The following is a 25,242-nucleotide window of genomic DNA, read 5'->3' on the forward strand; positions in this document are numbered from 1 at the left end:
AAAGCACCGGTTGGCCTCGGCTGTTTGCGAGGCCGACCGGATGACTACGGGACTTTAGCGTCCGTCAGGCGTACGCACGCCTGCCCAGCTATCGCGAACCTGCTGGTAGTGCACGCTGGGATCGTAGACCGTGGTCGCAAGGCCAAGCACCTGAGGCGCGAGACGACCGACCGCGTTGAGCACCGAATAGGACGCCACCACGCGGTCATGCTGGGCAGTGACGAGCGCAACGCGCGCGTTCACAAGCGCCTGCTGCGCGTTGAGCACGTCGAGCGTGGTGCGCTGGCCGGCCTTGGCTTCCTCGCGCACGCCGTTCAGCGCGATCTCGGAGGCCGTGACCTGCGCCTGCGCGGATTGCACCTGCGCCTTGCCCGCTTCCAACTGACCCCAGGCCTGCACAACGTTGGCGCGGGTTTGATCGCGGGTGGTTTCGAGATTCAGGCGCTGCTGCGCCAGGTTCTCTTTCGATTGTCGGATCAGCGAATATTCCGCGCCGCCCTGATAGATCGGGATGGAAGCTGTCGCGATGGCGGACGCGGTATTCGTTCGAAAAACCGACAGGGTCTGCTGGTACGCCGTACTGACACCAGCCTGGACCGTGACCGTCGGCAGCAGCGCACCCTCGTTGATCTTGACCTGGAGATAGTTGACGTCGATGCCGTACATCGCAGCCGTGACGCTGGGGTTCTCCACCAGGCTGAGATTGACCGCGGAGGCGATGCTCGCGGGCAGGAAGCGATCGACCGGCGAGCCCGGGGCAAGGTTCGTCGGATCGTTTCCGATGATCCGGCGGAAATTCGCGCGCGTCGTCGTGAGATTCGATTCGGCAGTCAGGGCTTGGGTCCTGCCGGCAGCCAGCTGCGCTTCGGATTGCGCCACGTCGGTGCGCGTCACCTCGCCGACATTGAAGCGATCGCGCGTCTGCTTGAGCGTCTGTTCGAGCACGCGAACGTTGCTGCGCTGAACCTCGAGAGTTGCCGAGTCACGCAGGAAGTCCATGTAGCTCGTGGCGGCCTGCAGCAGGACCGTCTGCTCGAGCACACGCAACGCCTCGCGGGACCCCGAGACCTGGCTCTCCGCCGCGCGCGTCCTGTTGGCAGTCTGATTGCCGTTGTAGAGCGTCTGGTTGACGGTCAGGCTGGCGCTGTTGGGCTGAAGAACGCCATTGAACGTCGCCCCCTTCTGCAATTGTTGGGTATCCTGATATTGATAACCGGTGCCGAGGGTCACATTGACCTTGGGGCGGTAGCCCGACAGCGCCTGCGGCACGTTCTCGTCGGTCGAGCGCGCCTGGGCGCGCTGTGCGTTCAGCTGCGGATTGTTCTGATAGGCGCGCACCAGCGCAGCCTCGATCGTATCCGCCAAGGCAGGCGTCGGCCCGGCAAGCGCCAGCAACAGGACCGAAACCGCAGCTCCGGTGAAGAGCTTCACCCCATGCATCCAAAAATTCCGTTCATTCTAACGCCAAGCTCGTGCCCGCGAGCGTGGTTACCGTCTACGAGTGGAGTCGTTGCCCCGTGGCAACATAGGACGCGGTCAAGCGCGACGGAACTACCCAAGGGTAGTTCCCGGTGGAAACTCTTCACGTGCAGCATCCCGGCCACACTTCTGATTCAGAACGGGATTTTAACAGGCCAAAGCCTCCAAACGGCCGTCAGAAGACGAAGGCGGCGGCCCGTTCCAGCCCCGGAAGGACCGGGGCAGCGGCATCGAACAGCGCCCGATGGCCAAATTCCCCGTGGGTATGGGTCACGATCATGGCGCGCGGCGGCCTGGATTCGGCAGAGACCCCCAGCAGTCGCCCCCCCTCCTTGAGCTGCCCGAGCAGCCCTGCCGGCGCCACCTCGGTGGCGCCGTTGAGGACGATAACATCATAGGGAGCAGCAGCGGCATCGCCCTCGCTGCAGGCCGCAGCCTTGCAGGCGACGTTGGCAAGCCCGAGGGCGGCGAATGTGTCCTTGGCTTTCGCGGCCAAGGCCGAATCGCATTCCGTCGCGGTGACCTGGCGGGCGAGCTTGGCGGTCAGCGCGGCGAGGTAGCCCGTGGCGCAACCGACGACCAGCACGTTGTCACCCTCGCCGATCTCGGCGGCCTGGAGCAGTTTGCCGGTCAGCTGCGGCTTGATCAGGAAGCGCTTGGCGCCGCCCTCGCTGACGTCGAGATCGAGGTCGAGGTAGGACAATGCCTGCCGGGCCACCGGCACGAAGGCCTCGCGCGGAATCATGAGCATGGCGTCGAGAACACGACGGTCGGTGACATCACTGGTGCGCACTTGGCCATCGACCATTTTTAGGCGCGCGGTGGAGAAACCGGACATTTGCGGACCCTGCAAGGCGGACGATGCCGCGGACGAAAGTTGCGGCATCTTTGGAACATGCCCGGCAAAAACGCAACATGGCCGTCGGCCCCGCAGACCGGGGCCTTCCGCAACTCGCAACGTCTAACGCGAGGCTTATTCGATCGTGACCGCGAGCCGGCCGATCAATGCGGCGACTTCGTCCAGCCGCGCCGAATCGTGTGTCTCGACCGCACGCGCCAGGCAGGCGAGGCATTCATCGTCGCTGAGTTCAGGGATGTCCGCCGGCAGAATCGAGGGAGCCATTTGGTAACGATCGACCTGGATGTCTGGCATGGGAATCAGCTCCGTAAAAATCCGGCACTGGCGAAGCTCGGTTCCAATTGAGTCGATTTGGCGCCGCCCTGATGGCGCGTCCGTGCCATTGCACACACCTGATTGAACGTGATTCCACGCGGAGATCGAGGAAACGGTGTTCAGCGATCGTCGCAACGCGATCACGAATCGCGCGAAGGCGCGGACATAACCCACTGAATTTGCGATGGAATGGCTCCCCGGGCAGGATTCGAACCTGCGACCATCCGATTAACAGTCGGATGCTCTACCGCTGAGCTACCGAGGAAAAGGGCGAACTCGTCGTTCGCGCGCGGCTGCGTATAACAAAGCCGCTTGCGCTTGCAAAGGACGAATTCGCGATCTTGCGCATTGCGGCGAGGAAGGGCACGCGGCCCCTCCTCGGGCCATGTCAGGTCAAGTTACTCGGCAATGAACGAGGTGGTCTTGGTGCCGGAATCGTAGCGCAGCCGAAGCGCCGTGAACTTGCAGAGGTTGACGTTCTTCCAGAGCACGGTCTCGTCATAGTTCTGCCAGTCGACGCGGACGTTCCAGACACAACCATCGTCGTCATCGTCGAACTCGACATAGGTGCTCGCCTGGTTCTGCAAAACCTTGTCGAGCTCGTTGTCCCATTCGTCCATGCCATCGTCCGGGGCGTTGAAGCCCAGGAATTTGATGGCATAGCCGGTCTCGTTGACGACGGTGACGTTACGGGCGTCAGCCGCGAATGACGGCGCGGCGGCAATCGATAGACCGATCGCGATCAGTGCAGACAGAAAATACTTCATATAAAATTCCCCCGATCGAAACAGGGCTCCGGCGCCTGACGTCGATCGGCGCAGGCGCCGCGGCAACCAATGGCGTTGCCTTGAGGGATTGGTCCGGGGCGCAATCGGAAGGTTCAAGACGCGATCTATCGATCCGCGCTCCGGCTCGTTACGCGACGCGAGACACGCAACGAGCCAGTTCTTATCGATTCGAATTCTCCGCAGCAATGAACCGGCATTCATAGATCGGCGGAGTTTGTTTTCTCCGGCGTGGGCGCCGGCACTGCGGCGCCGTTGCTCGTGACGATCGCGATATGCCCCTCTGGGCGACGCATCCCGCACGGGATGGCGAGACATGCAATTCCGAATTCGGAAGAACCAAATAATCTTGACGGCGGCAGCGATCTGCACGATCGGCGAATTATCCGGTGAGATCGTTTGACAAAGATATGACGAGCTGCAGACGCATCTACGCGCGGCATCTGCGGCACGCCGTTGCTCCACAGCCTATCCGCAGCATATCCACAGGCCGACTATGCTGGATTCGTGAGCGCGCGCGAGCCACTTGCTGCGCACAAACCCACAGGCCGCTCAGCCGCCGGCCTGGCCGAACACGGCGCGGCACGCTTCGCTCAGGCTGGCGCGGTTGCGGCGCAGGCAGGCTGTGATGCCGCGGATGTTGGGAATCTCGCCGGCGCAGAGCCGGTAGACGTCGGGCGTGCAGGCCCGCCGTTGCTCCTCTGTTCCCTGGGCGTGCGCCGCAGAGGCAAACAGAGTCAGGAACAGCCCGAGCGTCGAGGCGCGATGCGCCCGGCTTTTCACGCCCGCAAACCGCAAGAACCTCGCCTTCATGACCCATCTCCCGTTCTGCCCTGCCCGCCCCGGCCTGAATTGGCCGGTTGCGCAGGGGTAGGAGAATTAAACCGCCGCGGATGTGATCTCCTTCACACTGACGGCGCTCGGCAGGAACCTAAGGTTCGCGCGGGGATTTTCATGAATCGCTAACCAATCGGGACCTGATCGCCGGATCGTTAAAATGCGAACGATCGGCTCAATCGGGAAACAAACCGTCTTTGCGACAGTGCGCCATCCGCGGTCCGGAGGGTGTGATGAGCGAAGCCGAATTCAACTTGCTGCTGGATGCCGTCCAGGACGCCATGGTCCATGAAGATCCGGCGTTCGCGTCGGAGGAGGATTTCGTGCCCCGCTCGTGGACGTACGCCGCAACGCCCAAGGCCGCCAACGATAACGAGGGCGCCTGGCCTCTCCTGCCCTTTCCCGAGGGCTGGTACGCGGCCTGCTGAGGCCATCTTCACAGTGAACGGATGCGCCCGCGCTTAGCGGGCGTTTTGCTATGGTCCCTACGCCGACAACCCGGCGCGGCCGCGATCAGCTCTTGACGCGGTCCCCGTTGTCCTGCGGCGTTAGGTCGGCTGCGGCCGACGGAAAGATGCTGTCGTAGATCGCGCGGGCCTCGCGAATGAGGCGAGCCCGCTCCAGCTCGGATTTCGGGACAAATCGGACGATTTCGCTCACCTGCTCTCCAGCGCTCGAACGGGAAATGCATCACTTCGCTGATGCGAAGACTATGCCAGCGGGGCTGAATGGCGGATTTCCGCCAGGCCCCGGGCAAACCCGGTGTCCGCGGCCAGCGGCAGCGCCTGCGCGCGACCAATGGCACCCGCGACGCAATCGAATATTTGCTGAAATATCAAGAGGTTGTGATGGAGGCCACGTCGGGACTCGAACCCGAGTAAACGGTTTTGCAGACCGGCGCGTAACCACTCCGCCACGTGGCCCCAACGAGGGCGGATCGTTACCTGAGATCAACGGGTTAGGCAACTGCCGTCGGGCCGCCTTGGAGCACAGTTCTGAAATGCCAATTCCGCAGCAGTTCTGAAATGCATGTGCGCGCTTCGTTCTTGCGCAGCCTGCGGCGGCGTGATTTGGCAGGGCGATGACCGACGATCTCTCCATGCGCCGGAACGTCATCGGCGGCGAAACCGCACCGGATGACTACGACGTAATCTGGGACGAGCTCACGATCGGCCGCATCTTCAAGCAGGTCGGTGCCGGCACCGCCTTGATCAGATGGCCCGACGCCACGAAAATGTTTGAGCCTTCCTGAAGCGTCGTCGCAATCAGGGTCCAGACGATCAGGCCGACGGCGAAGGGCGGCAGAAAGCTCGTGACGTCCTGCTTGAACAGTGCCGCATAGACCGTACCGACGCTGGCAGCGAAATGTCCATCAGGGCGAGCGTGCCCCAACGATCGAACCGCGCCGCCCGGGGCAAGGATCTCCTTCGCTGCAAGCTGAATTCGACGGCCCCTTCCGCTCCCGGCGCTGCGACAGGATAGCAGATCGCGGCCTGTTGGCCGATCGTCTCTATCTGTCCGTCCCTCGCGGGGCAATCGACCGTACGAATGATCCAGGCCGAAGTCAGGCTCGCTTGCCCCGCCGGACACCGCGCCGCCGGTCCTTGGCCACCGGCTTTGGCGCCAATTCGGGCATCTCGGTCTGGACCTCGCGGTAGCGTGTTAACATCCGTTCAAAACTGGCATTGAGCGTCTCGGCGATGTCGGGGCGCTTCTCCAGACCGGAGAAGATCGTCGCGGCGGCCTCGATGGTCGACAGTCCGTCCTTCCGCGGCTCCTTGCGCAGGCGCCCGTAGCGCGAGGGGGCGGCCGGATTAAGGATGACACGCTGGCATTTCAGCATCCAGGGGTTGCGCCACCACAGTGCCTTGGCTTGGCTCCAGGTGCCGTCCAGCAGCACCACGCCTTCGAGCTTGCCGAGGAGCGCTCGCTGGTTGTCCGCGACCTCGCCCTTGCGGTTGAGCGCCAGGATTTCGCCCTCGGCCCCGAGATCGGCGGCGTGCGCCGAGCCGAGATAGAGCACGGCCCAGTGCGAGGCGTTCTCGATCGGTTGCCCCAGCGCCTTGGACAGGCTCGGCCAGGACAGGCCGACGCGCAAGGTGGCATCGGCGAAATGCTTCGCAAGCAGCCGGGCGGTTCCGAGTGCCCTGTCCTGCTCCTGCGGATGCTGCAGGATCAGGAGCCCAAGGCGGTTCTTAAGCGGCGTGACGCTGTCGCAGATGCACAGCGGCATCGGCTTCTGGCAGTGCGGGCATTCAGGGATCGGATCGGCCGGCGTGGCGGCGGTGAGGTTCGACATGGCCGCCGCTATACGCTTTGCACGGCGGTTCAACAACCTGCCTATTCAGCCGGCGCGGCCAGCGGGCGCGGCTCGGAGCGCCGGCGCAGGCGGTCGATCAGCAGGTAGATCACGGGCGTGGTGTAGAGTGTCAGGATCTGGGAGACGAACAGCCCGCCGATGATGGTGATGCCGAGCGGACGGCGCAGCTCCGTGCCGGGGCCGGTCGCGACCACCAGCGGAATGCCGGCGAACAATGCCGCCATGGTCGTCATCAGGATCGGGCGGAAGCGCGCCTGGCAGGCCTCGAAGATCGCCTCCGCCGAGGACAGGCCGCGCTGGCGCTCGGCGTCGAGCGCGAAATCCACCATCATGATGCCGTTCTTCTTGACGATGCCGATCAACAGGATGATGCCGACGAAGGCGATCACCGTCAGCGGCGTGTTCGTGATCTGAAGTGCAAGAAGAGCGCCGAGGCCCGCCGAGGGCAGCGTCGAGATGATCGTGAGCGGATGGGCGAGGCTCTCGTAGAGCACGCCGAGCACGATATACATCGCCACCAGCGCGCCGAGGATCAGGAGCGGCTGGCGGCCGCTGGTCTTGGCGAAATCGCCGGCATTGCCGTCAAAACTGCCGCGGATGCCCTCCGGCATGTGCAATTCCTCGACCGCGCGCTGGATGTTTTGCGTTGCGGCCTGGATCTGCACGTCCGGCAGCAGGTTGAACGACACCGTGGTCGATGGGAACGACTGCGAATGATAGACCGCGAGCGCGGCGAGCCCGCGCGTCGCATGCACCACGGTCGACAGCGGCACCTGCGCGTCGCCCGCGCCGGCGACATAGATGCGTTCGAGGTTGGATGGGTCGACCTGGAATTTCGGATCGATCTCCAGCACGGTCATGTACTGGTTGCGCTGGGTGTAGATAATCCCGATCTGCCGCTGCGAGAAGGCGTTGTTGAGCGCGTTGTCGATGTCCTGGACACGGACGCCGAGTGCCGAGGCCTTCTGGCGGTCGATGGACAGGGTCAGTTGAAGTCCGCCGGGATCGCGGTCGCTGGAGATATCGGTGATGCCCTCGACGCTCTCCATGCGCTTGGCCACAATGGGAGCCCACTTCTGCAACAGGCCGAGATCGGTGCTGGTCAGCGTGTACTGATAGTCGGAATCGCTCTGTCGGCCGCCGGCGCGCACGTCCTGGGCGGCGAACATGAAGAGGCGGATGCCGGGCACCGGGTACAGGGCGCGCCTGAGACGGTCGATCACCACCTGGGTCGAGACGTGGTCGCGCTCCTCCGGCGGCTTCAGGCTGATGTACATGATGCCGCGATTGGATGTCGCGCCGCCCGGCCCGCCGCCGCTGCCGACGGTCGAGCCGATGCCGGCCACGGCCGGGTCCTGCATCACGATGTCGGCGAGCCGCTGTTGCAGGCTCAGCATCGACTGGAACGAGATGTCTGCCGAGGCGCGCGTCGCGCCGATGACGAAGCCGGAATCGTCGGTCGGGAAATAGCCCTTGGGGATCTTGATGTAGAGCGTGATTGTGAGGCCGATGGTGGCGAAGAACACCAGCAGCGTCAGCAGCGGATATTCGAGAACAGTGCGCAGGGTGCGGGTATAGAACGCGACGATGCGCGACAGCGAGCCTTCGATGATGCGGTCGAACAGGGTCGCCGTCCCGGACGTGGCCTCCCGAATGTAATGCGCGCAGATCATCGGCGTCACCGTGAGCGACACCAGGGTCGAGACCAGGATCGCGAAGGTCAGCGTCAGCGAGAACTCGCGCAGCAGCCGGCCGACGATGCCGTCCATGAAAATCAGCGGCGTGAAGGCTGCGATCAGCGACAGGCTGATCGACACAACGGTGAAGCCGATCTGCCGGGCCCCGTCCAATGCCGCCTGGAGCGGCCGCATGCCGTGCTCGAGATTGCGGTACATGTTCTCGATCATGACGATGGCGTCATCGACCACGAAGCCGACGGAGATCGCCAGCGCCATCAGCGACAGATTGTCGATCGAGAAGCCCGCGACCCACATGCCGGCGCAGGTCCCGGCCAGCGCCAGCGGCACGGAGATTCCAGCCGCGATCGTCGGCGTCAGCCGCCGCAGGAACACGAACACGACGACCATCACCAGGATGGCGGTCGCGAGCAAGGTCCACTGCATGTCGAGCACGCTGGCGCGGATCGTGCTGGTGCGATCGACCAAAGTGGAAATATCGACGCCGGCCGGGATCCATTGCTTCAACTCGGGGATCAGCGCCTTCACCCGGTCGACGGTGTCGATGACGTTGGCATCGCCCTGCTTGGTGATCTGGATCAGCACCGCTGGCTGCTTGTTGAACCAGGCGATCGAGCGGGCGTTGCGGACGCCGTCCTCGATGTCGGCGACGTCGGCCAGCCGGACGAAATTGCCGTTCGAGCTCTTGATGACGATGTCGCGGAACTCTTTCGCCGTCCGCATCTGCTTGTTGAGCGACAGCGTCTCGCTCTGGCGCTCGCCGTTGAAGATGCCGACGGGACCGAGCGGGTTGGCATTGATGATCGCAGTCCGCACGTCGTCGGTGGCGATGCCGGCGTTGGACAGCGCGACGGGGTTGAGCTGCACCCGCACCGCTGGCTGATCGGCGCCGGAAACCGTGACGTCGCCGACGCCCGGCACCTGCGAGATGCGCTGCGCCAGCACCGTATCGGCGACGTCGTAGATCGCGCTCGCCGACAGCGTCTTCGAGGTCAGCGCCAGCACGAACACGGGGGCGCCGGCGGTGTTGGCCTTGCGGAAGCGCGGCAACGTCGGCAAGTCGCTCGGCAGGTCGACCAGCGATGCGTTGATCGCCGCCTGCACGTCGCGCGCGGCCTTGTCGATGTTGCGGCCGATGTCGAACTGGAGCTGGATGTTGGTGGTGCCGAGCGACGACGTCGAAGTGATCTGGTTGATGCCCGCGATCTCGCCGAGCCGGCGCTCCAGCGGCGACGCAACCGTCGCGGCCATCACGGAGGGGTCGGCGCCCGGACGGCTGGCCGAGACGAAGACGGCGGGGAAATCGACATTCGGGACCGAGGCGACGGGAAGGAACTCGTAGGCGACCCCACCCAGCAGGAACAACCCGATCGACAGCAGCGTGGTCGCGACCGGGCGGCGGATGAAGGGCTCCGAGATCGATGCCATCACTGCATCCCCTCGGTCGCGCCCGCGACGGGCGGGCCGCCGGATTCCGCCGGCGGCAGCGCCTGCTCGAGGCGGCGGTTGATGCGGTCGAGCGCGAGGTAGATCACCGGCGTGGTGTAGAGCGTCAGCAACTGGCTCAGCAGCAAACCGCCGATGATGGAGATACCGAGCGGAAAGCGCAGCTCGGCGCCGGTGCCGCTCTCGATCGCCAGCGGCAGCGCGCCGAACAGCGCGGCCAGTGTCGTCATCATGATCGGACGGAAGCGCAACAGACAAGCCTGCACGATCGCCTCGTTCGGCGACATCCCTTGCCGGCGCTCGGCCTCGAGCGCGAAGTCGATCATCATGATCGCGTTCTTCTTGACGATGCCCATCAACAGGATGATGCCGATCAGGCCGATCACCGAGAGGTCCTGCCCGCACAGCATCAGCGCCAGGATCGCGCCGACGCCGGCTGACGGCAGCGTGGACAGGATCGTGATCGGGTGGATGTAGCTCTCATAGAGCACGCCGAGCACGATGTAGATCGTGATCACCGCGGCGAGCAGCAGCCAGGGCTGACCGGCAAGCGCCTTGGAGAATTCCGCGGCGTCGCCGGCATAGACGCCGACGATGCTGTTGGGCATCTCGATCCGGGTCTCGATGGTCTTCACGGCCTCGACGGCATCGCCGAGCGCCGCGCCCGGCGCGAGGTTGAAGCTGAGCGAGAGCGACGGGAATTGCGCCTGGTGCGAGATCGCCAGCGGTGCGGTGGTCCGGGTCAGCGTCGCGACGGCGGACAGCGGCACCTGCGCGTTGGGCGCGCCGGTGGTCGCGCTCGCCCCGCCCGGCAGATAAAGCTTCGACAGGATCGAGGGATCGCGCTGATACATCGGCAGCGCTTCCAGCACCACGCGGTACTGGTTGGCCTGGCCGTAGATGGTCGATATCTGGCGCTGCGCGAAGGCGTCGTTGAGCGTGTCGGTGACGCCCTGCAGGCTGACGCCAAGCTGGCCGGCGCGGGTGCGGTCGACAGTGAGCTGCGCCCGCAATCCGCCTTCCTGCGCCTCCGAGGAGACGTCGCGGAACAGCGGATCGCGCCGCATCTCGGCGACCAGCTTGCGCGCCCATTCCGACACCAGCGCCGCGTCGGTGCCGGTCAGCGTGTACTGGTATTGCGAGCGGCTCGACTGGGTCGAGATCTGCACGTCCTGCACCGGCTGGAAATAGACGGTCATGCCGGGGATGCCTGATACCCTCTCCTTCAGACGGGCGATAACCGCGCTGACATCGTCGCGCCGCTCGCCACGAGGTTTCAGCGTCATGACAAGTCGCCCGACATTGGTGGTCGGGTTGACCGAGCCGGCGCCAATGACCGAGACCACGCCGGTCACATCAGGGTCGGTCTTGATGGCGTCGGCGGCCTCGCCCTGCCGCTTCTGCATCTCCGCGAACGACACGTCGGCACCGGCTTCCGTCACCGCCGTGATCGAGGCGGTGTCCTGGAGCGGCAAAAAGCCCTTCGGCGCGACGACGTAGAGAACCAGGGTTGCCACCAGCGTAGCAAAAGTCACGACCAGCGTAGCGCGCTGACGTTCCAGCACCCACAGCAGCGTCCGGTGATAACCCTCGACGGTCCGGTCGATGAAGCGGCTGATCGCAGCCAGTCCCGGTACCGCCAGTTCCTCATGAGCGTGCTTGAGCAGCCGCGAGCACATCATCGGCGTCAGCGTCAGCGAGACCACGGCCGAGGTCACGACCGCGATCGTCAGCGTCAGCGCGAATTCGCGGAACATGCGACCCACAAGGCCCGACATGAACAACAGCGGGATGAACACCGCGATCAACGACACCGTCAGCGAGATCACCGTGAAGCCGATTTCGCTGGCGCCCTTGAGCGAAGCCTCCATCGCGCCGTCGCCGTTCTCCATGTGACGGACGATGTTCTCGATCATCACGATGGCATCGTCGACGACGAAGCCGGTGCCGATCGTGAGCGCCATCAGCGACAGATTGTCGAGGCTGAAGCCGGCGAAATACATGATGCCGAAGCTGGTGATCAGCGACAGCGGCAGCGCTACGCCGGCGATCAGCGTGGCGCGTAGCGAGCGCAGGAACAGCAGCACCACCAGCGTCACCAGCACGACGCTCAGGATCAACGTGAACTGCACGTCGCGGACCGAGGCACGGATGGTGACGGTGCGGTCGGAGACGATGGTGAGGTTCACCCCGGCCGGAATAGCGCGCTGGACCTTTGGGATTTCCGCGCGGATCTGGCTGACGACGTCGATCACATTGGCGCCGGGCTGACGCTGGATGTCGATGATGACGGCAGGCGAACCCTGGTACCAGCCGCCGGTGCGGTCGTTTTCCAGCCCGTCGACGATCTGCGCGACGTCGGCGATGGTGACAGGCGAGCCGTTGCGGTACGCGATGATCACAGGCTTGTAGGCGTCGGCGGCGGCGATCTGGTCGTTGGCGGCGATGATGTAGGATTGCTGTGCGCCGTCGAGCGAGCCTTTCGGCCCCGAGACGTTGGCATTGGCGATCGCGGTGCGCAGATCCTCCATGGCGATGCCGTAGGCAGCCAACCGCGCCAGATCCGCCTGGATGCGAACCGCCGGCTTCAGCCCGCCGAGCACCGAGACCCGTCCGACGCCGGAGATCTGGCTCAAACGTTGCGCCAAAAGCGTGTCCGCGATGTCGCTCATCGCCCGCATCGAGATCGTGTCGGAGCGAAGCGCCAAAGTCATCACCGGCGCATCGGCCGGATTCACCTTGGCGTAGGTCGGCGGATAAGGCAGCGTTTTTGGCAAGACGCCGGCCGCGGCATTGATCGCGGCCTGAACATCCTGGGTCGCGCCGTCGATGTCGCGGTTGAGATCGAACTGGAGCGATATCTGGCTGACGCCGAACGAACTCGTCGAGTTCATCGCCGACAGCGACGGGATCTGGCCGAGCTGCCGCTCCAGCGGCGCGGTGATCAGCGAGGCGATCACGTCGGGGCTCGCGCCCGGCAATTGCGTCGTCACCTGCACGGTCGGGAAATCGACCTGCGGCAGCGCAGAGACCGGCAGCGCGAAATAGCCCAGCAGCCCGCCGATCAGAAGCGCGATGCCGAGCAGCGAGGTCGCGATCGGCCGTCGGATGAAGGGTTCGGAGACGCCCATGGGATACGCCTGCCGCTCAGGCGGCTGTTGTCGGGATCATGGCTGCTTGGCTCCACTTCCCGATGCTCCCGGCCCTGGTGCCGGTCCGGTCTGGCCCTTCTGGTCGCCTTCGCTGCTCTTCCGCTTGGCGCGAAACTCGCCGTCCTTGCCTTGTCCGTCCTTCTGGCCGTCTTTTGCACCATCCTTCTTCTGACCATCCGGCCCGCGCGAGCGCTTGCGCGGTGCGAGATCGGCCGACGGGGTCTGGTCGTCGCGGCCGATGACCACCTTGGAGCCGTCGGACAGATTGGCAAAGCCTGTGGTGACGACCTTGTCGGTCGCCGACAGGCCACTCGCAATGACGGCGTCATGCTCGTTCTGCTGTGTCACCGTCACGGGCTTGGCCGAGACGACATTGTCCTCGCTGATCACATAGCTGAAGGTGCCGATCGGTCCGCGCTGCACGGCCGAGGTCGGCACCACCAGTGCCTGCATCAAGGTCTCGACCTTGAGGCGGACATTGACGAACTGGCCCGGCCAGACCTGGTAATTGGCGTTGGGGAATTCGGCCTTGAGCTTGAGCGTGCCGGTGGTCTGATCGACCTGGTTGTCGATGCCTGTGAGCTTGCCGGTGTCGATTACGGTGATGCCGTCATTGCCGAATACGTCGACCGCAAGCGTGCCCTTCGACGCAGCCGCGTTGACCCGCATGATCTGCTGTTGCGGCAGGCTGAACCACACCGCGATCGGCTGCAATTGCGTGATGACGACGAGGCCCGTGGTGTCGGAGGCGTGGATGATGTTGCCCTGGTCGACCTGGCGCAGGCCGGCGCGACCCGAGAGCGGCGCCACGATCTTGGTGTAGCTCAGCGTCGCCGCTGCATTGTCGATCGCGGCCTGGTCGGCCTTCACCAGCGCCTCGGTCTGTGCGACCAGTGCGCGCTGGGTGTCGGCTTGCTGCTTGGAGCCGGCGTTGGACGCTGCGAGCTGCTCGTAGCGCGTAAGGTCGATACGCTGATTGGCGAGCTGGGCCTGGTCCTGCGCCTTCTTGGCAACGACCTGGTCATACGTCGCCTGATAGAGCGCCGGGTCGATCTCGCCAAGCACGTCGCCCTTCTTGACCTCCTGGCCTTCCGTGAAGTTGACCGCGATCAGCTTGCCGTCGACCTGCGAGCGCACGGTCACGGTGTTGAGTGCGCGGATCGCGCCGACGCCGTCGAGATAGACAGGAACGTCCTGGACCCGCGGGCTCGCCGCCAGCACCGGCACCGGCAGATCGGGCCGCTGGTTGCGGTTGTTCGCCTGCGGCTGCTGATGCGTAGCGGTCCAGCCGAGATAGCCAAGCCCGCCGAGGATCGCGAGCGTGATCAGGGTCATGACGAAGCCGCGGCCGCGCGACCTTTTCGCCGTCCCTTCTTTCGCGCCTTGCTTCGTGTCCGGCTTAAAGAGCATTGACCGGTTTCTCCATCCTCGGCTCCCAGCCGCCGCCGAGCGCCTGATACAGGCTGACGATAGCAAGAAGCCGGGCAAGTTGCGCCTGCGACAGCGCGTCTTCCGCCTGAAACAGGGTCAGTTGGGTATTGAGCACGGTCACGATGTCGGCAGTGCCGGCGCGCAATTGCTGCTCGGAGAGATCGAACGCGCGGCGTGAGGCGGTCAGGACATCACGCTGCAATTGCAGCTTGATCGTAGTCTGCTTGATCGAGAACAGCGCATTGTCGACATCGGCAAACGACTGGATGATGGTCTTGCGGTAGGTCTGGAGCAATTCGTCCTGCCGCGCCTTGGCAAATTCGAAATTGCCGAGGATCTTGCCGCCGTCGAAGATCGGCTGCGCCGCGCTGCCGACGAGCTGGAAGAACGCTGCATGCGGCTGGAACAGCGACACCAGCGCTGAACTCTGATAGCCGCCATTGCCGGTGAGCTGGATGGTCGGAAAGAACTGCGCACGGGCATTGCCGATGTTCGCGGTGGCCGAGGCAAGCTGCGCCTCCTGACGTCGAATATCCGGCCGCTGCGTCAGCAGCTCCGACGGCAGGCCGGGCGTGACGCGCGGGATCGCGATGTTGTTCAGGGAGCCGCCGAGCACACGCACGCTCTCCGGCGGCCGCGACACCAGCACCGCGAGCGCGTTGACGTTCTGGTCCAGCATCTGCCGCAGCGGCGGCACCAGCGCCTTCTGGTTGGCGAGCACGCTCTCCTGCTGTGCGACGTCGAGATCGGTGCCGGTGCCGGCCTTGCGGCGCTCACGGATGGCATCGAGGATGCGCTGGGCGCTCGCAATGTTGCGCTGGGCGGTGCGAAGGCGGTCCTGCGAGGCCAGCACCTGGAAATAGGCATTGGCGACACCTGCCAGCGTCGTCAGCGCGACGACGTCGCGGTCGAAGCGGTTGGCGTTGGCGGTCTCTTCGGCCGTTTGCAGCGCATCGCGGTTCTGGCCCCAGAAGTCGAGCTGGTAGCTCGCGCTGAGCGAGGCCGAGTAGTTGACGACCTCGCGGCCGCCATTGGTGAGACCGGAGGACGACGAGCCCGAGGTGCGCGAATAGGTCTCCGACCCGCCCCCTGACAGGCTCGGCAGCAGTGCCGCGCCCGCTTGCCGCGCCTGAGCGTCGGCCTGGACGATGCGCGCGACGGCGGCGGCGATGTCGAGGTTGACGGTGTGCGCCTCCTCCATCAGTTGCGTCAGCTCCGCCGAGCGGAAGCCGCGCCACCAATCCAGCGTGGGCGGCGCATCGGCCTTGACGGCGTATTTGTACTGCGTGGGAACGTCGAGCGCCGGATCCGGTAGATCCTGCGTCAGCACGCAAGCGCCCGAACCGGCGGCGAGGCAAAGCACTGCAAGCCAGCGCGTCGCGCGCCGCGTCCGGGACGCGGAACCTGGAGACCGCCACATGGCGATCGCAGGAACATCCTGTGTCACATCCACCCCCCGCCGGGCAGATCGAGCCGCCATCGCGACGGATTAGCCGATTCGCGGCGGGACAGTTGGGGGTCTCTGGATAACTCGTTCACAGCGGTGATGCTTTCTGCGGAACCGGACACCCATCCTAGCCGGGCGCGGAACAGCGGGACAGTCCCGCAGTTGCGAGATGGCCGCCAAAATGCGACGATTCCAAAACTATGAAAACATAAAAGCCACTGTCCTGCAGGTGTTTCTTGAATTCCAATGCCGTTCCGGAGCGCGTTCAAGCTTACCAAGATTTCATGTGATATTGCCGCCACACCGATGCCAATCCCCTCAATCCGCCCGCACCGCTCGCGATGCTGCTTCAGCGCAGTCCAGAAGCCAGGCCAGGACCAGTCGCACGAAGTCGATTGTCGAAAACGAATAGGCATCCGTCGCGCAGATATGTCTGCCGCCTTCCGCACGTTATCCACGCTCGCAGACATCGGCGCGTCCCGGCCAAAGGCGAGGATGGGTCGTGAGAGTGCTGACGACGACCGTTATTTTCCATGTCCAGGCAGAGACCGGCCATATCCTCCTACCGAAGCCCGCCACGTAGCCCAGCATTCATCCTCGGCGATTGCTGCACGGAAAAATGTCACTGCTTCGGCGGGCACTTCCGCTTGTTTCGCCGCAGCGCAAAAGCCTTCCCCTTTTGCCTCCCAAGCACTAGGTTCTGGCCAACCTGATCAACCCCTTTGCCAGTGATTTCCCCTGACATGACCATCAAAAACGACGTTGTCGAAGCCATCGGCAACACCCCGCTGATCAAGCTCAAGCGTGCTTCCGAACTGACCGGATGCACCATCCTGGGCAAGGCCGAGTTCATGAATCCCGGCCAGTCGGTCAAGGACCGCGCCGGCAAATGGATGATCCTGGAGGCGGAGAAACGCGGCGAGCTCAAGCCGGGGGGCCTCGTGGTGGAAGCGACGGCCGGCAACACGGGCATCGGGCTTGCGGTCGTCGCGAGCGCCCGCGGCTACCGTACGCTGATCGTGATCCCGGAAACGCAGAGCCAGGAGAAGAAGGACTTTTTGAAGCTGTGCGGCGCCGAGCTCCTGGAATCGCCGGCCCTGCCCTATTCCAATCCGAACAACTACCAGCACGTCGGCCGCCGTCTCGCCGACGAACTGCGCAAGACCGAGCCTAATGGCGTGCTGTTCGCCGACCAATGGAACAACCTCGACAATGCGAAGGCGCATTACGAGTCCACCGGCCCCGAGATCTGGGACCAGACCGGCGGCAAGGTCGACGGTTTCGTCTGCTCGGTCGGCAGCGGCGGCACGCTGGCCGGCATCAGCCGCTATCTGAAAGAGAAGAGCAAGGACGTCAGGATCGCCTGCGCTGATCCGCATGGCGCCGGCATGTATGAGTATTTCAGAACGGGCGATGCCAAGGCGACGCCGGGCGGCTCGATCACCGAAGGCATCGGCCTCAACCGGGCGACCGCAATCGTCGAAAGCGCGAAGGTCGATGACGCCTATCTCATTCCCGATGCCGAAGCGGTGACGGTGATCTACGAACTACTCCAGCACGAAGGCCTGTGTCTCGGCGGCTCCACCGGCATCAATATTGCCGGCGCGATGCGTCTTGCAAAGCAGCTCGGACCGGGCAAGACGATCGTCACCGTGCTCTGCGATTCCGGCAGCCGTTACCAGTCGAAGCTGTTCAACGCGGACTTCATGCGCGCCAAGAACCTTCCGGTGCCGGAATGGCTGGAGAAGCGCAGTAACATCAAGCTGCCGTTCGTCTAGCCCCAGGTCGACCGCGACGATCCCTGCGACACCCGCGCGAGACGCTCGTTCGATAGCGAGGGCGTGACCTCGCGCGTGCGCGGCGGAAGGGGAGCGCCGTAGGAGCTTTCGCTGTGGCCGGTCGGCCAGAACATGAGCGCGAGCATCAGCACGAGGTTGACGAGCGCGCCGACCGCCGTTGCCTGGTGCTCCCGCCCGATCGCCCAGGCCGGAAACCGGCCCGCGACGACATGATCGACGATCATGAGCGCGAACCAGGCCGGCACCACGCAGACCGGATCCCAGCCGATGTCGCGGATGCGCATCGATTGCAGTGTCAGGGTCGCCACTCCGAAGAAGACGATCGCAGCGATGATCGCCCAGCTCCTGGTGAGGTCTTCCGGCCGGATCGCACTGGGCGAGGTGTTGCGCAGCACGGCCATTGCGATCGCAAAGCAGATCGCCGTCATCACGATCGCAAGCGCGACCGAGGCGAGGAAGAAATGCAGCCGCCCGAGCCGGGCGTTCAAGCCGAAGACGAAACCGAGCATTGGCGCACCCTTTTGGCGCCATAGGCACAGAAACAGCTTTCCGAGCCGTGAACCGGCGCACCCGTACGCCAGCTCATGGTTTCCGGACGACTAAGCTGGCATGCGCAATTTAATGCTTCGCCGCGGACGGCAGGGTCAGGCGCCCTCGCCAACCTTCGAAGCCGCGGCACAATAGTCGCCCCAGAACTGGCGATAACCCGCCTCGACCCTTTGCGTGTAGATTTCGACATTGCCGGCGGGCGAACTCGCGATCCGAGCCGGCAACTCCGCGCGCAACTTCGCCAGATGCGCCGGCTGTGTCGCATATCGGCAGGCGATTGCGGCATAGCCGTCGTCGTCCTCTGCGACCCAGTCGTCGAGACCGACGGCAGCCACGATCGAGCCGCCGGCGCGCGACGAGGCGCCGTTGCCGAGCTTGGCCACGACGGGCACGCCCGCGTAGAGCGACTCCCAGGTGCTGACGCCACCGTTTTGCGGGAACGTATCGAGCGATATGTCGACATTCGCAAACGCCAGCAGATGCTCATGACGCGGGGTCGAGCCCAGGCAGATGACATTTTCTTCGGCAATGCCCCGTGCCACGAACCGCGCGACCAGGCTGTCGCGCAGCAAGGGATCGTCGAGCAGAGTATGCTTGATGATGATCCTCGATCCGGTCACCGCTCGCATCACTTTCGACCACACGCGGATGGCCTCATCCGAGATCTTGTAGATGCGGTTGAACACGCCGAAAGTCACATAGCCGTTGCGGAGCATGGGAAGCTCCGAAGGCGGCACGTCCAGGATCGGATCGGTCGTGATCAGACACGGCAGATCATGAACCTTTTCGGCCAGCAGATGGCGCGCCGACGGCGGAATGAAAATCGGATCCGCAAGCAAATAGTCCATGGTCTGAAGCCCGGTCCCGGTCGCATGTCCGAAACCGGAGACCTGGAGGGGAGCCGGCTTCCGCGCGAAAACAGGGAGCCTGTTGCCGGTCGAATGCCCGGACACGTCGATCAGAATATCGATCCCGTCGGCCTGGATGCGATCGGCCAGTTCGTCGTCCGAAAGCTGCCAGGCGTCGACCCATACGTCCGCCATCGATCTGAATTTGTCGGTCATCTCGTCCCGTAACGGCGAGCACGAGTAGCAGACGATCTCGAACCTGGTGTGATCATGATGGCGCAGCACCGGCAGCAGGCCGAACGCCGCCGAGTGTACCAGAACTCGGCAGCGACATATCCGACTACGATCCTTCTGTCCGGATCGAGCTGCCGGGGTGAGAGCTTCCGTTGCGGCAATCTGGCGCCGATCGCGTCCCACCAATGTTTTCGCGCGGCCTGCTGGACCGCGAAATCGGCATCGGAGAGAAAGTCCAGAAAGTAGATCTTCCGCGCGATCAAGTCCGCATGATCCGGCGCCATTGCCAGCGCGGCCTCGAGATGTTCGATCGCGGATGCGATCTCACCCTGTTGTGCAAAACAGGCGCTCAGCAGCGTCATGGCGATCGCGGAGCGCGGATTTTCCTCGAGCAAGGTCGTGCAGGCCAGGATCGCCTGCGCCGTATTCCCAGCGTTGAGCGAGACTTTCGCCTTCCCTTCCAAGGCCACCTCGAGCTTGGGCGAAAGCGCAAGTGCTGCATCAAAATCCGCGGCCGCCCGTTCCGACCGCGACAGCTCGAGATTGAGCCGTCCGCGGTGTGCCAGGGCCTTGGCCGAATTGGGCCTGATCGTGAGCGCCGCTGCGAGCGCGGCTTCCGCCTCATCGTAGTGCTTGAGGTCAATGCTGACCGTGCCTTTGCCGACGAGCGCTTCCGCGTGACGGGGCTGAAACAACAAGGCGCGATCGAAACTTTGCTTGGCGCGGTCGAACCGGTGCAGCGCCAGCTCGGCAATACCACGGTTGCAAAGTGCGTCGGCATAGTCTGGCTTCAGCGCAATGGCGCGATCGTACAGTTCGATGGCCCGTTCGGGCAGGCTCATGTGGAGCAAAGTATTGCCAAGGCTGGTGAGGGCCAGCACGAAATTCGGCTTCAGCGCGATCGCCTTCTCCTGACATGCGCGGGCTGCATCAAATTGCTTGAGGTCCAGGTGCACGGTCGCGAGATTGTTATAGGCCTCGTGCGAACGCGGATCGATCGCGACCGCACGCTCGAGCAGCTGTCGCGCCTCCTCGATGCGCCCGCCATGACGCACGCACAGGCCGAGCAGGTGAGTGGCGTCGAAATGATCGGGCACGGCTTGCAGGATCTGGCGGCAGAGAGCATCCGTCTCCGCATATCGGCCCTGGCCATAGGCGCTCGCCGCAGCGGCGATGATGGTGTCCGCCTGCTTCTTCAATTTCTTCTGCAATCGCGCGTTCTGGAATGCGCGCGCGCCGGCGCCGCTGCTCTGCAAGGTATCTCTCCGGAGGATGGACCGGGAAGAGTCTAGCTGATTCGCAAGCGTCACCGGCCGGTCAACCGGCCCGGCAACATCCGGGATTTCCGGCTATCACGCAGGAACTGGCTCAGAAACAGCTTCGTGCGGGCTGCCTACGCAACGTCGCCGCCTTCGGAGGCGGCGGCACAATAGTCGCGCCAGAACTGGCGATAGCCCGCCTCGACCTCCCGCGTGTAGATTTCGACATTGCCGGCGGGCGAAGCTGCGATCTGGGCCGGCAACTCGGCACGCAGCTTCGCCAGATGAGAGGGCTGCGCCGCGTATCTGCAGGCGATCTCGGCGTAGCCCTCGTCATCCTCTGCGACCCAGTCGCCGAGACCGACGGCAGCCACGATGGAGGCGCCGGCGCGCGAGGAGGCCCCGTTGCCGAGCTTGGCTACGACTGGAACGCCCTTGTAGAGCGATTCCCAGGTGCTGATGCCGCCATTCTGCGGGAACGTATCGAGGGAAATATCGACCTTGGCAAAGGCCAGCAGATGGTCGTTGCGCGAGGTCGAGCCCATGCAGGTAATATTCTCTTCGGCAATGCCCAGTGCCACGAAACGCGCGATCAGGCTATCGCGCAGCAAGGGATCGTCGAGCAGACCGTGCTTGAGGATGATCTTGGATCCCGGCACCTCTCGCATCACGCGCGACCAGACACGGATCGCAGCATCCGATATCTTGTAGATGCGGTTAAACACACCGAAGGTAACGTAGCCGTTGCGAAGCATCGGAAGCTCGGAGGGCTGCAGATCCGAGACCGGCTCCATCGTGATCAGGCACGGCAGATCGTGGATTTTCTCGGCAAACAAATGCCGAACCGAGGGCGGAATGAAAATGGGATCCGCGAGCACATAGTCCATGGTCTGAAGGCCCGTGCCTGTCGCGTGTCCGAAGCCCGTGACCTGGATGGGGGCAGGCTTCCGCGCGAAAACAGGGAGCCGGTTACCGGTCGTGTGCCCCGAAACGTCGATCAGGATATCGACATTGTCCGCCTGAATACGATCGGCCAGTTCGTCGTCCGACAGCTGCCAGGCGTCGACCCAGACGTCCGCCAGTGACTTGAACTTGGCGGTGTACTCATCCTGTGCCGGCCAGCAGTAATAGCAGATGATTTCAAATCGGGCGTGATCATGATGATTCAACACCGGCAGCAAGGTGAGCGCCGCCGAGTGTTGCTGGAATTCAGAGGCAACATAGCCGACCACAATCCGCTTTTCGGGATCGAGCGGCCGCTTCGGCAGTTCCCGTCGCGGCAGCTTGGCGCCGATCAAGTCCCACCAATCTCTTCGCACCGCCTGCTGGACCACGAAATCGGCCTCTGCGCGGTAGTCCTGCAAGAAGATCTTGCCCCTGATCGCTTCGGAATAGTCCGGTCTGATCGCCAGCGCAGCATCGAGATATTCGATCGCGGTGTCGATCTCGCCCTGGTGTGAATAAGCGAATCCCATCAGGGCCACTCCGATCTCGGAGCGCGGATTTTGCTCGATCAAGCTCGTGGCGGCCGCAATGGCCTGCGCGGTCTTTCCCTGCAGGAGGCAGGTCTGTGCCTTGCCCCGGAGGGCCAGTTCGAGCTTGGGCGAAATCGCAAGCGCCGCATCGAAATCCGCGAGCGCCTGGTCCAGGCGCGACAGTTCGAAATGGAGCCGCCCGCGCTGGGCCAGGATTCTCGGCGAACCGGGCTTGATCGCGAGCGCCAGGGCAAACTTGGCCGCCGCCTCGTCGTGGTGCCGAAGCTCCATGCTGACCATGCCCTTGCCGACGATTGCCTCCGCGTGATGCGGCTGAAACAGCAGGGCGCGATCGAAACTGTCCTTGGCGCGCGCGAACTGTCCAATCATCATCTCGACCATGCCGCGATTGCAGAACGCGTCGGCACAGTCCGGTTTGGCCTTGATTGCGCGCTCGTGCAGATCGATTGCCTGTCCGAACAGCCCCAAATGCATCAGCGTGTTGCCGAGATTGGTCAGCGCGACCGCGAAATTCGGTTTCAGCGCGATGGCCCTCTCCTGGCACCGCTGCGCCTCCTCGTAGTTGCCGAGGTCGAAATGCACGGTCGCGAGGTTATTATGGGCATCGTGCAAACGGGGATCGATGGCAATCACGCGCTCAAGCAGCTCTTGCGCCTCCTCCAGGCGCCGGCCGTCATGCGCGCACATGCCGAGCAGGTGCGTAGCATCGACATGATCCGGAAGCGCTTTGAGTATCTCACTGCAGAGCGTCTCGGTCTCGGCATATCGGCCCTGGCCATAGGCGGCCGCAGCGGCGGAGAGGACGGCGTCCGCCTGCTTCATCAATTTCTTCTGCAATCGCGCATTCTGGAATGCGCGCGCGCCGGCGCCGCTGCTCTGCAAGGTGTCTCTCCGGAGGATGGCCCGGGAAGAGTCTAACTGATTCGCAAGCCCGGCCGGCCGGTCGGCTGGCGCGGTGATACCCCCGGGATTTCCCCGGGGGCTCAGCGCAGTATCTGGTTCAGGAACTACAATAGTCGCGCCAGAACTGGCGGTAAGCCGCTTCGACCTCGCGCGTGTAGAGCTCGACGTTGCCGGCGCGCGAAGCCGCGATCCGAGCCGGCAACTCGGCGCGCAACTTCGTCAGATGAGCGGGCTGCGCCGCATATTTGCATGCGATCGCCGCATAGCCATCGTCGTCCTCGGCGACCCAGCCCTCGAGACCGACGGCAGCCACGATCGACCCGCTGGCACGCGACGAGGCCCCGTTGCCGAGCTTGGCGACGACCGGAACGCCCCCATAGAGCGATTCCCAGGTGCTGACGCCGCCGTTTTGCGGGAACGTATCGAGCGAAATGTCGACCTTCGCAAAGGCCAGCAGATGCTCATGACGCGAGGTCGAGCCCAGGCAGACGATGTTCTCCACGGCAACGCCGCGCGCCACGAAACGCGCGACCAGTCTGCCGCGCAGCAAGGGATCGTCAAGCAGGGTATGCTTGATGATGATCTTCGAACCCGTCACCTCGCGCATCACTGTCGACCACACGCTGATGGCCTCGTCCGAGATCTTGTAGATGCGGTTGAACACGCCGAAGGTTACATAGCCGTTGCGGAGCATCGGAGGCTCCGAAGGCGGCACATCCAGGATGGGATCGATCGTGATCAGGCACGGCAGATCATGAACTTTTTCGGCCAGCAGATGACGCGCCGATTGCGGAATGAAGATGGGATCCGCGAGCACATGGTCCATGGTCTGAAGGCCGGTACCGGTGGCATGTCCGAAACCCGTGACCTGGATGGGGGCCGGCTTGCGGGCGAAGACATGGAGCCTGTTGCCGGTCGAATGCCCGGACACGTCGATCAGAATGTCGATCCCGTCGGCCTGGATGCGATCGGCCAGTTCGTCGTCCGAAAACTGCCAGGCGTCGACCCATACGTCCGCCATCGATCTGAATTTGTCGGTTATCTCGTCTCGTAACGGCGAACACGAGTAGCAAACGATCTCGAACCTGGCGTGATCATGATGGCGCAGCACCGGTAGCAGAGCGAACGCTGCCGACTGGTTCCTGAATTCGGACGCGACATATCCGATCGAGATCCGCTTGTCCGGATCGAGCTTACGAGGCGACAACGCCCGTTGCGGCAGTTTGGCGCCGATCGCGTCCCACCAATGTTTTCGCGCGGCCTGCTGGACCGCAAAATCGGCGCCTGGGAGATAGTCCAGAAGGAAGATCTTGCGCCCGATCAAGTCCGCATAGTCCGGCGCGATTGCCAGCCCAGCGTCGAGATGCCCGAGCGCCGTCGCGATCTCTCCCTGGCTCGCATAGCAGGAAGCCAGAAGCGCAATTCCGATGTCGGACCGCGGATTTCCCTCGAGCAATGTCTGGACGACCGCCATCGCCTCCGCCGTGTTGCCCTTGAGAATGTTGACTTGCGCCTTTCCCTGCAAGGCCACTTCGAGCCTTGGCGAAAGCGCCAGCGCCGCGTCGAAGTCAGCGAGCGCCTGCTCCAGCCGCGACAGATCGAGATTGAGCCGACCGCGCTGCGCGAGAATCTTCGGTGAATCCGGCTTGATCGCGAGCCCTGCTGCGATTGCGGCGGCCGCCTCTTCGTAGTGCCGGAGCTCGATGCACACCATGCCCTTGCCCGCGATCGCCTCCGCATGACGCGGCTGAAACACCAGAGCGCGATCGAAACTCTCCTTGGCGCGCTCGAACTGGCCCTTGATCAGCTCCGCCATGCCGCGATTGCAGAATGCATCGGCATAGTCCGGCTTCAGCCTGATAGCGCGTTCGTGCAGTTCGATCGCCTGCTCGCCGAAGCCGATGTGCAGCAGCGTATTGCCGAGATTGGTCAGAGCGATCGGAGAATTCGGCTTCAGCGCAATGGCCTTCTCCTGGCATGCGCGGGCGTCCTGAAATTTTTGGAGATTGAAATACACGGCCCCGAGATTGCCATGGGCATCGGGCGAACGCGGATCGAGCGCAATCGCGCGCTCGAGCAGCTGTTGCGCCTCGTCGAGCCGCCCGCCATCATACGCGCGCAGGCCGAGCAGGTGTGCGGCGTCGAAATGATCCGGAACCTCCGTCAGAATCTGACGGCAGAGCGTCTCAACCTCCGCATATCTGCCCTGTCCGAGCGCCTGAACCGCGACGGACATGACCGCGTCCGCCTGCTTCTTCAACTTCTTCTGCAATCGCGCGTTCTGGAATGCGCGCGCGCCGGCGCTGCTCTGCAAAGTCTCTCTCCGGAGGATCGCCCGAAAAGAGGCTAGCCGATTCGCATGGTGCCAGGCTGGCGGGGCAGTTAG

18 protein-coding genes, 2 tRNA genes and 1 pseudogene are annotated in these 25,242 nt (G+C 63.9%); 3 read left to right on the forward strand and 18 right to left on the reverse strand.

Annotation, left to right across the window (positions count from 1 at the left end):
• Positions 1-54: 54 nt before the first annotated feature.
• The 6 genes from ABIB00_RS25070 to ABIB00_RS25095 form a co-directional block, all read right to left on the reverse strand.
• On the reverse strand, positions 55-1,440 hold the full coding sequence (locus ABIB00_RS25070; RefSeq protein ID WP_354106212.1) for a TolC family outer membrane protein: 1,386 nt from the start codon (positions 1,438-1,440) through the stop codon (positions 55-57).
• A 214-nt stretch (positions 1,441-1,654) separates the two neighbouring features.
• Positions 1,655-2,317 (reverse strand): protein-L-isoaspartate O-methyltransferase family protein, encoded by a 663-nt coding sequence (locus ABIB00_RS25075; protein ID WP_354106213.1) that lies wholly within the window; start codon positions 2,315-2,317, stop codon positions 1,655-1,657.
• Between the two features lie 135 nt (positions 2,318-2,452).
• A complete protein-coding gene (locus ABIB00_RS25080; RefSeq protein ID WP_247353419.1) occupies positions 2,453-2,632 on the reverse strand; it encodes a hypothetical protein in 180 nt (59 codons plus the stop codon).
• A 211-nt stretch (positions 2,633-2,843) separates the two neighbouring features.
• Positions 2,844-2,918, reverse strand: a tRNA-Asn gene (locus ABIB00_RS25085).
• A 133-nt stretch (positions 2,919-3,051) separates the two neighbouring features.
• Positions 3,052-3,420 (reverse strand): hypothetical protein, encoded by a 369-nt coding sequence (locus ABIB00_RS25090; RefSeq protein ID WP_247353421.1) that lies wholly within the window; start codon positions 3,418-3,420, stop codon positions 3,052-3,054.
• Between the two features lie 570 nt (positions 3,421-3,990).
• On the reverse strand, positions 3,991-4,251 hold the full coding sequence (locus tag ABIB00_RS25095; protein ID WP_354106214.1) for a hypothetical protein: 261 nt from the start codon (positions 4,249-4,251) through the stop codon (positions 3,991-3,993).
• A gap of 257 nt (positions 4,252-4,508) precedes the next feature.
• Here ABIB00_RS25095 and ABIB00_RS25100 point away from each other — a divergent pair, with 257 nt between their 5' ends.
• The gene (locus ABIB00_RS25100; protein WP_354106215.1) at positions 4,509-4,703 is read left to right on the forward strand and encodes a hypothetical protein; all 195 of its coding nucleotides are present in this window, start codon (positions 4,509-4,511) and stop codon (positions 4,701-4,703) included.
• Positions 4,704-4,788: 85 nt separating this feature from the next.
• On the opposite strand, the gene ABIB00_RS25105 is transcribed toward ABIB00_RS25100, so the two are convergent.
• Positions 4,789-4,935, reverse strand: a complete 147-nt coding sequence (locus tag ABIB00_RS25105) for a hypothetical protein (protein WP_354106216.1) — start codon at positions 4,933-4,935, stop codon at positions 4,789-4,791.
• 68 nt (positions 4,936-5,003) lie between these two features.
• Here ABIB00_RS25105 and ABIB00_RS25110 point away from each other — a divergent pair, with 68 nt between their 5' ends.
• On the forward strand, positions 5,004-5,156 hold the full coding sequence (locus ABIB00_RS25110; protein ID WP_247353429.1) for a hypothetical protein: 153 nt from the start codon (positions 5,004-5,006) through the stop codon (positions 5,154-5,156).
• On the opposite strand, the gene ABIB00_RS25115 is transcribed toward ABIB00_RS25110, so the two are convergent.
• The 7 genes from ABIB00_RS25115 to ABIB00_RS25145 all read right to left on the reverse strand — a co-directional run bounded on the left by ABIB00_RS25115 (position 5,125) and on the right by ABIB00_RS25145 (position 15,741).
• Positions 5,125-5,198 (reverse strand) — tRNA-Cys (locus ABIB00_RS25115). The two genes, ABIB00_RS25110 and ABIB00_RS25115, sit on opposite strands and share 32 nt — an antisense overlap.
• A gap of 217 nt (positions 5,199-5,415) precedes the next feature.
• A complete protein-coding gene (locus ABIB00_RS25120) occupies positions 5,416-5,667 on the reverse strand; it encodes a hypothetical protein (protein ID WP_354106217.1) in 252 nt (83 codons plus the stop codon).
• A 172-nt stretch (positions 5,668-5,839) separates the two neighbouring features.
• Positions 5,840-6,574, reverse strand: a complete 735-nt coding sequence (locus tag ABIB00_RS25125) for a tRNA-uridine aminocarboxypropyltransferase (RefSeq protein WP_247445679.1) — start codon at positions 6,572-6,574, stop codon at positions 5,840-5,842.
• A 41-nt stretch (positions 6,575-6,615) separates the two neighbouring features.
• Positions 6,616-9,720 carry an efflux RND transporter permease subunit gene (locus ABIB00_RS25130; protein WP_354106218.1) on the reverse strand — a complete coding sequence of 1,035 codons (3,105 nt, stop codon included), beginning with the start codon at positions 9,718-9,720 and terminating at the stop codon, positions 6,616-6,618.
• Positions 9,720-12,869 (reverse strand): efflux RND transporter permease subunit, encoded by a 3,150-nt coding sequence (locus ABIB00_RS25135; RefSeq protein WP_354106219.1) that lies wholly within the window; start codon positions 12,867-12,869, stop codon positions 9,720-9,722. Before ABIB00_RS25135 ends, ABIB00_RS25130 begins: the two co-directional genes overlap by 1 nt.
• Before the next feature lie 36 nt (positions 12,870-12,905).
• Positions 12,906-14,300, reverse strand: coding sequence for an efflux RND transporter periplasmic adaptor subunit (locus ABIB00_RS25140; RefSeq protein WP_354050611.1), 1,395 nt, complete (start codon positions 14,298-14,300; stop codon positions 12,906-12,908).
• The gene (locus ABIB00_RS25145) at positions 14,290-15,741 is read right to left on the reverse strand and encodes an efflux transporter outer membrane subunit (RefSeq protein ID WP_354106243.1); all 1,452 of its coding nucleotides are present in this window, start codon (positions 15,739-15,741) and stop codon (positions 14,290-14,292) included. Before ABIB00_RS25145 ends, ABIB00_RS25140 begins: the two co-directional genes overlap by 11 nt.
• Before the next feature lie 770 nt (positions 15,742-16,511).
• Between ABIB00_RS25145 and ABIB00_RS25150 the strand changes: the two genes are divergently transcribed.
• A complete protein-coding gene (locus ABIB00_RS25150) occupies positions 16,512-17,546 on the forward strand; it encodes a cysteine synthase A (RefSeq protein ID WP_247353443.1) in 1,035 nt (344 codons plus the stop codon).
• Here ABIB00_RS25150 and ABIB00_RS25155 read toward each other — a convergent pair.
• The 4 genes and pseudogenes from ABIB00_RS25155 to ABIB00_RS25170 all read right to left on the reverse strand — a co-directional run bounded on the left by ABIB00_RS25155 (position 17,543) and on the right by ABIB00_RS25170 (position 25,170).
• A complete protein-coding gene (locus ABIB00_RS25155) occupies positions 17,543-18,076 on the reverse strand; it encodes a DUF805 domain-containing protein (RefSeq protein WP_354106220.1) in 534 nt (177 codons plus the stop codon). The two genes, ABIB00_RS25150 and ABIB00_RS25155, sit on opposite strands and share 4 nt — an antisense overlap.
• A 135-nt stretch (positions 18,077-18,211) precedes the next feature.
• A pseudogene (locus ABIB00_RS25160) lies at positions 18,212-20,454 on the reverse strand (O-linked N-acetylglucosamine transferase, SPINDLY family protein).
• Between the two features lie 137 nt (positions 20,455-20,591).
• Positions 20,592-22,835 carry an O-linked N-acetylglucosamine transferase, SPINDLY family protein gene (locus ABIB00_RS25165; protein WP_354106221.1) on the reverse strand — a complete coding sequence of 748 codons (2,244 nt, stop codon included), beginning with the start codon at positions 22,833-22,835 and terminating at the stop codon, positions 20,592-20,594.
• 118 nt (positions 22,836-22,953) lie between these two features.
• The gene (locus ABIB00_RS25170; RefSeq protein ID WP_354106222.1) at positions 22,954-25,170 is read right to left on the reverse strand and encodes an O-linked N-acetylglucosamine transferase, SPINDLY family protein; all 2,217 of its coding nucleotides are present in this window, start codon (positions 25,168-25,170) and stop codon (positions 22,954-22,956) included.
• Positions 25,171-25,242 lie beyond the last annotated feature (72 nt).

The organism is Bradyrhizobium sp. LB14.3, from assembly GCF_040547985.1.
Lineage (GTDB): Bacteria > Pseudomonadota > Alphaproteobacteria > Rhizobiales > Xanthobacteraceae > Bradyrhizobium.

Excerpts from the sequence above, each read along its gene's own strand:
- ABIB00_RS25150 (WP_247353443.1), top strand. The coding sequence starts at position 16,512 with ATGACCATCAAAAACGACGTTGTCGAAGCCATCGGCAACACCCCGCTG.
- ABIB00_RS25080 (WP_247353419.1), bottom strand. The coding sequence starts at position 2,632 with ATGCCAGACATCCAGGTCGATCGTTACCAAATGGCTCCCTCGATTCTG.
- ABIB00_RS25135 (WP_354106219.1), bottom strand. The coding sequence starts at position 12,869 with ATGGGCGTCTCCGAACCCTTCATCCGACGGCCGATCGCGACCTCGCTG.
- ABIB00_RS25110 (WP_247353429.1), top strand. The coding sequence starts at position 5,004 with ATGGCGGATTTCCGCCAGGCCCCGGGCAAACCCGGTGTCCGCGGCCAG.
- ABIB00_RS25100 (WP_354106215.1), top strand. The coding sequence starts at position 4,509 with ATGAGCGAAGCCGAATTCAACTTGCTGCTGGATGCCGTCCAGGACGCC.
- ABIB00_RS25155 (WP_354106220.1), bottom strand. The coding sequence starts at position 18,076 with ATGCTCGGTTTCGTCTTCGGCTTGAACGCCCGGCTCGGGCGGCTGCAT.
- ABIB00_RS25090 (WP_247353421.1), bottom strand. The coding sequence starts at position 3,420 with ATGAAGTATTTTCTGTCTGCACTGATCGCGATCGGTCTATCGATTGCC.
- ABIB00_RS25130 (WP_354106218.1), bottom strand. The coding sequence starts at position 9,720 with ATGGCATCGATCTCGGAGCCCTTCATCCGCCGCCCGGTCGCGACCACG.
- ABIB00_RS25075 (WP_354106213.1), bottom strand. The coding sequence starts at position 2,317 with ATGTCCGGTTTCTCCACCGCGCGCCTAAAAATGGTCGATGGCCAAGTG.
- ABIB00_RS25125 (WP_247445679.1), bottom strand. The coding sequence starts at position 6,574 with ATGTCGAACCTCACCGCCGCCACGCCGGCCGATCCGATCCCTGAATGC.
- ABIB00_RS25095 (WP_354106214.1), bottom strand. The coding sequence starts at position 4,251 with ATGAAGGCGAGGTTCTTGCGGTTTGCGGGCGTGAAAAGCCGGGCGCAT.
- ABIB00_RS25145 (WP_354106243.1), bottom strand. The coding sequence starts at position 15,741 with ATGTGGCGGTCTCCAGGTTCCGCGTCCCGGACGCGGCGCGCGACGCGC.
- ABIB00_RS25140 (WP_354050611.1), bottom strand. The coding sequence starts at position 14,300 with ATGCTCTTTAAGCCGGACACGAAGCAAGGCGCGAAAGAAGGGACGGCG.
- ABIB00_RS25070 (WP_354106212.1), bottom strand. The coding sequence starts at position 1,440 with ATGCATGGGGTGAAGCTCTTCACCGGAGCTGCGGTTTCGGTCCTGTTG.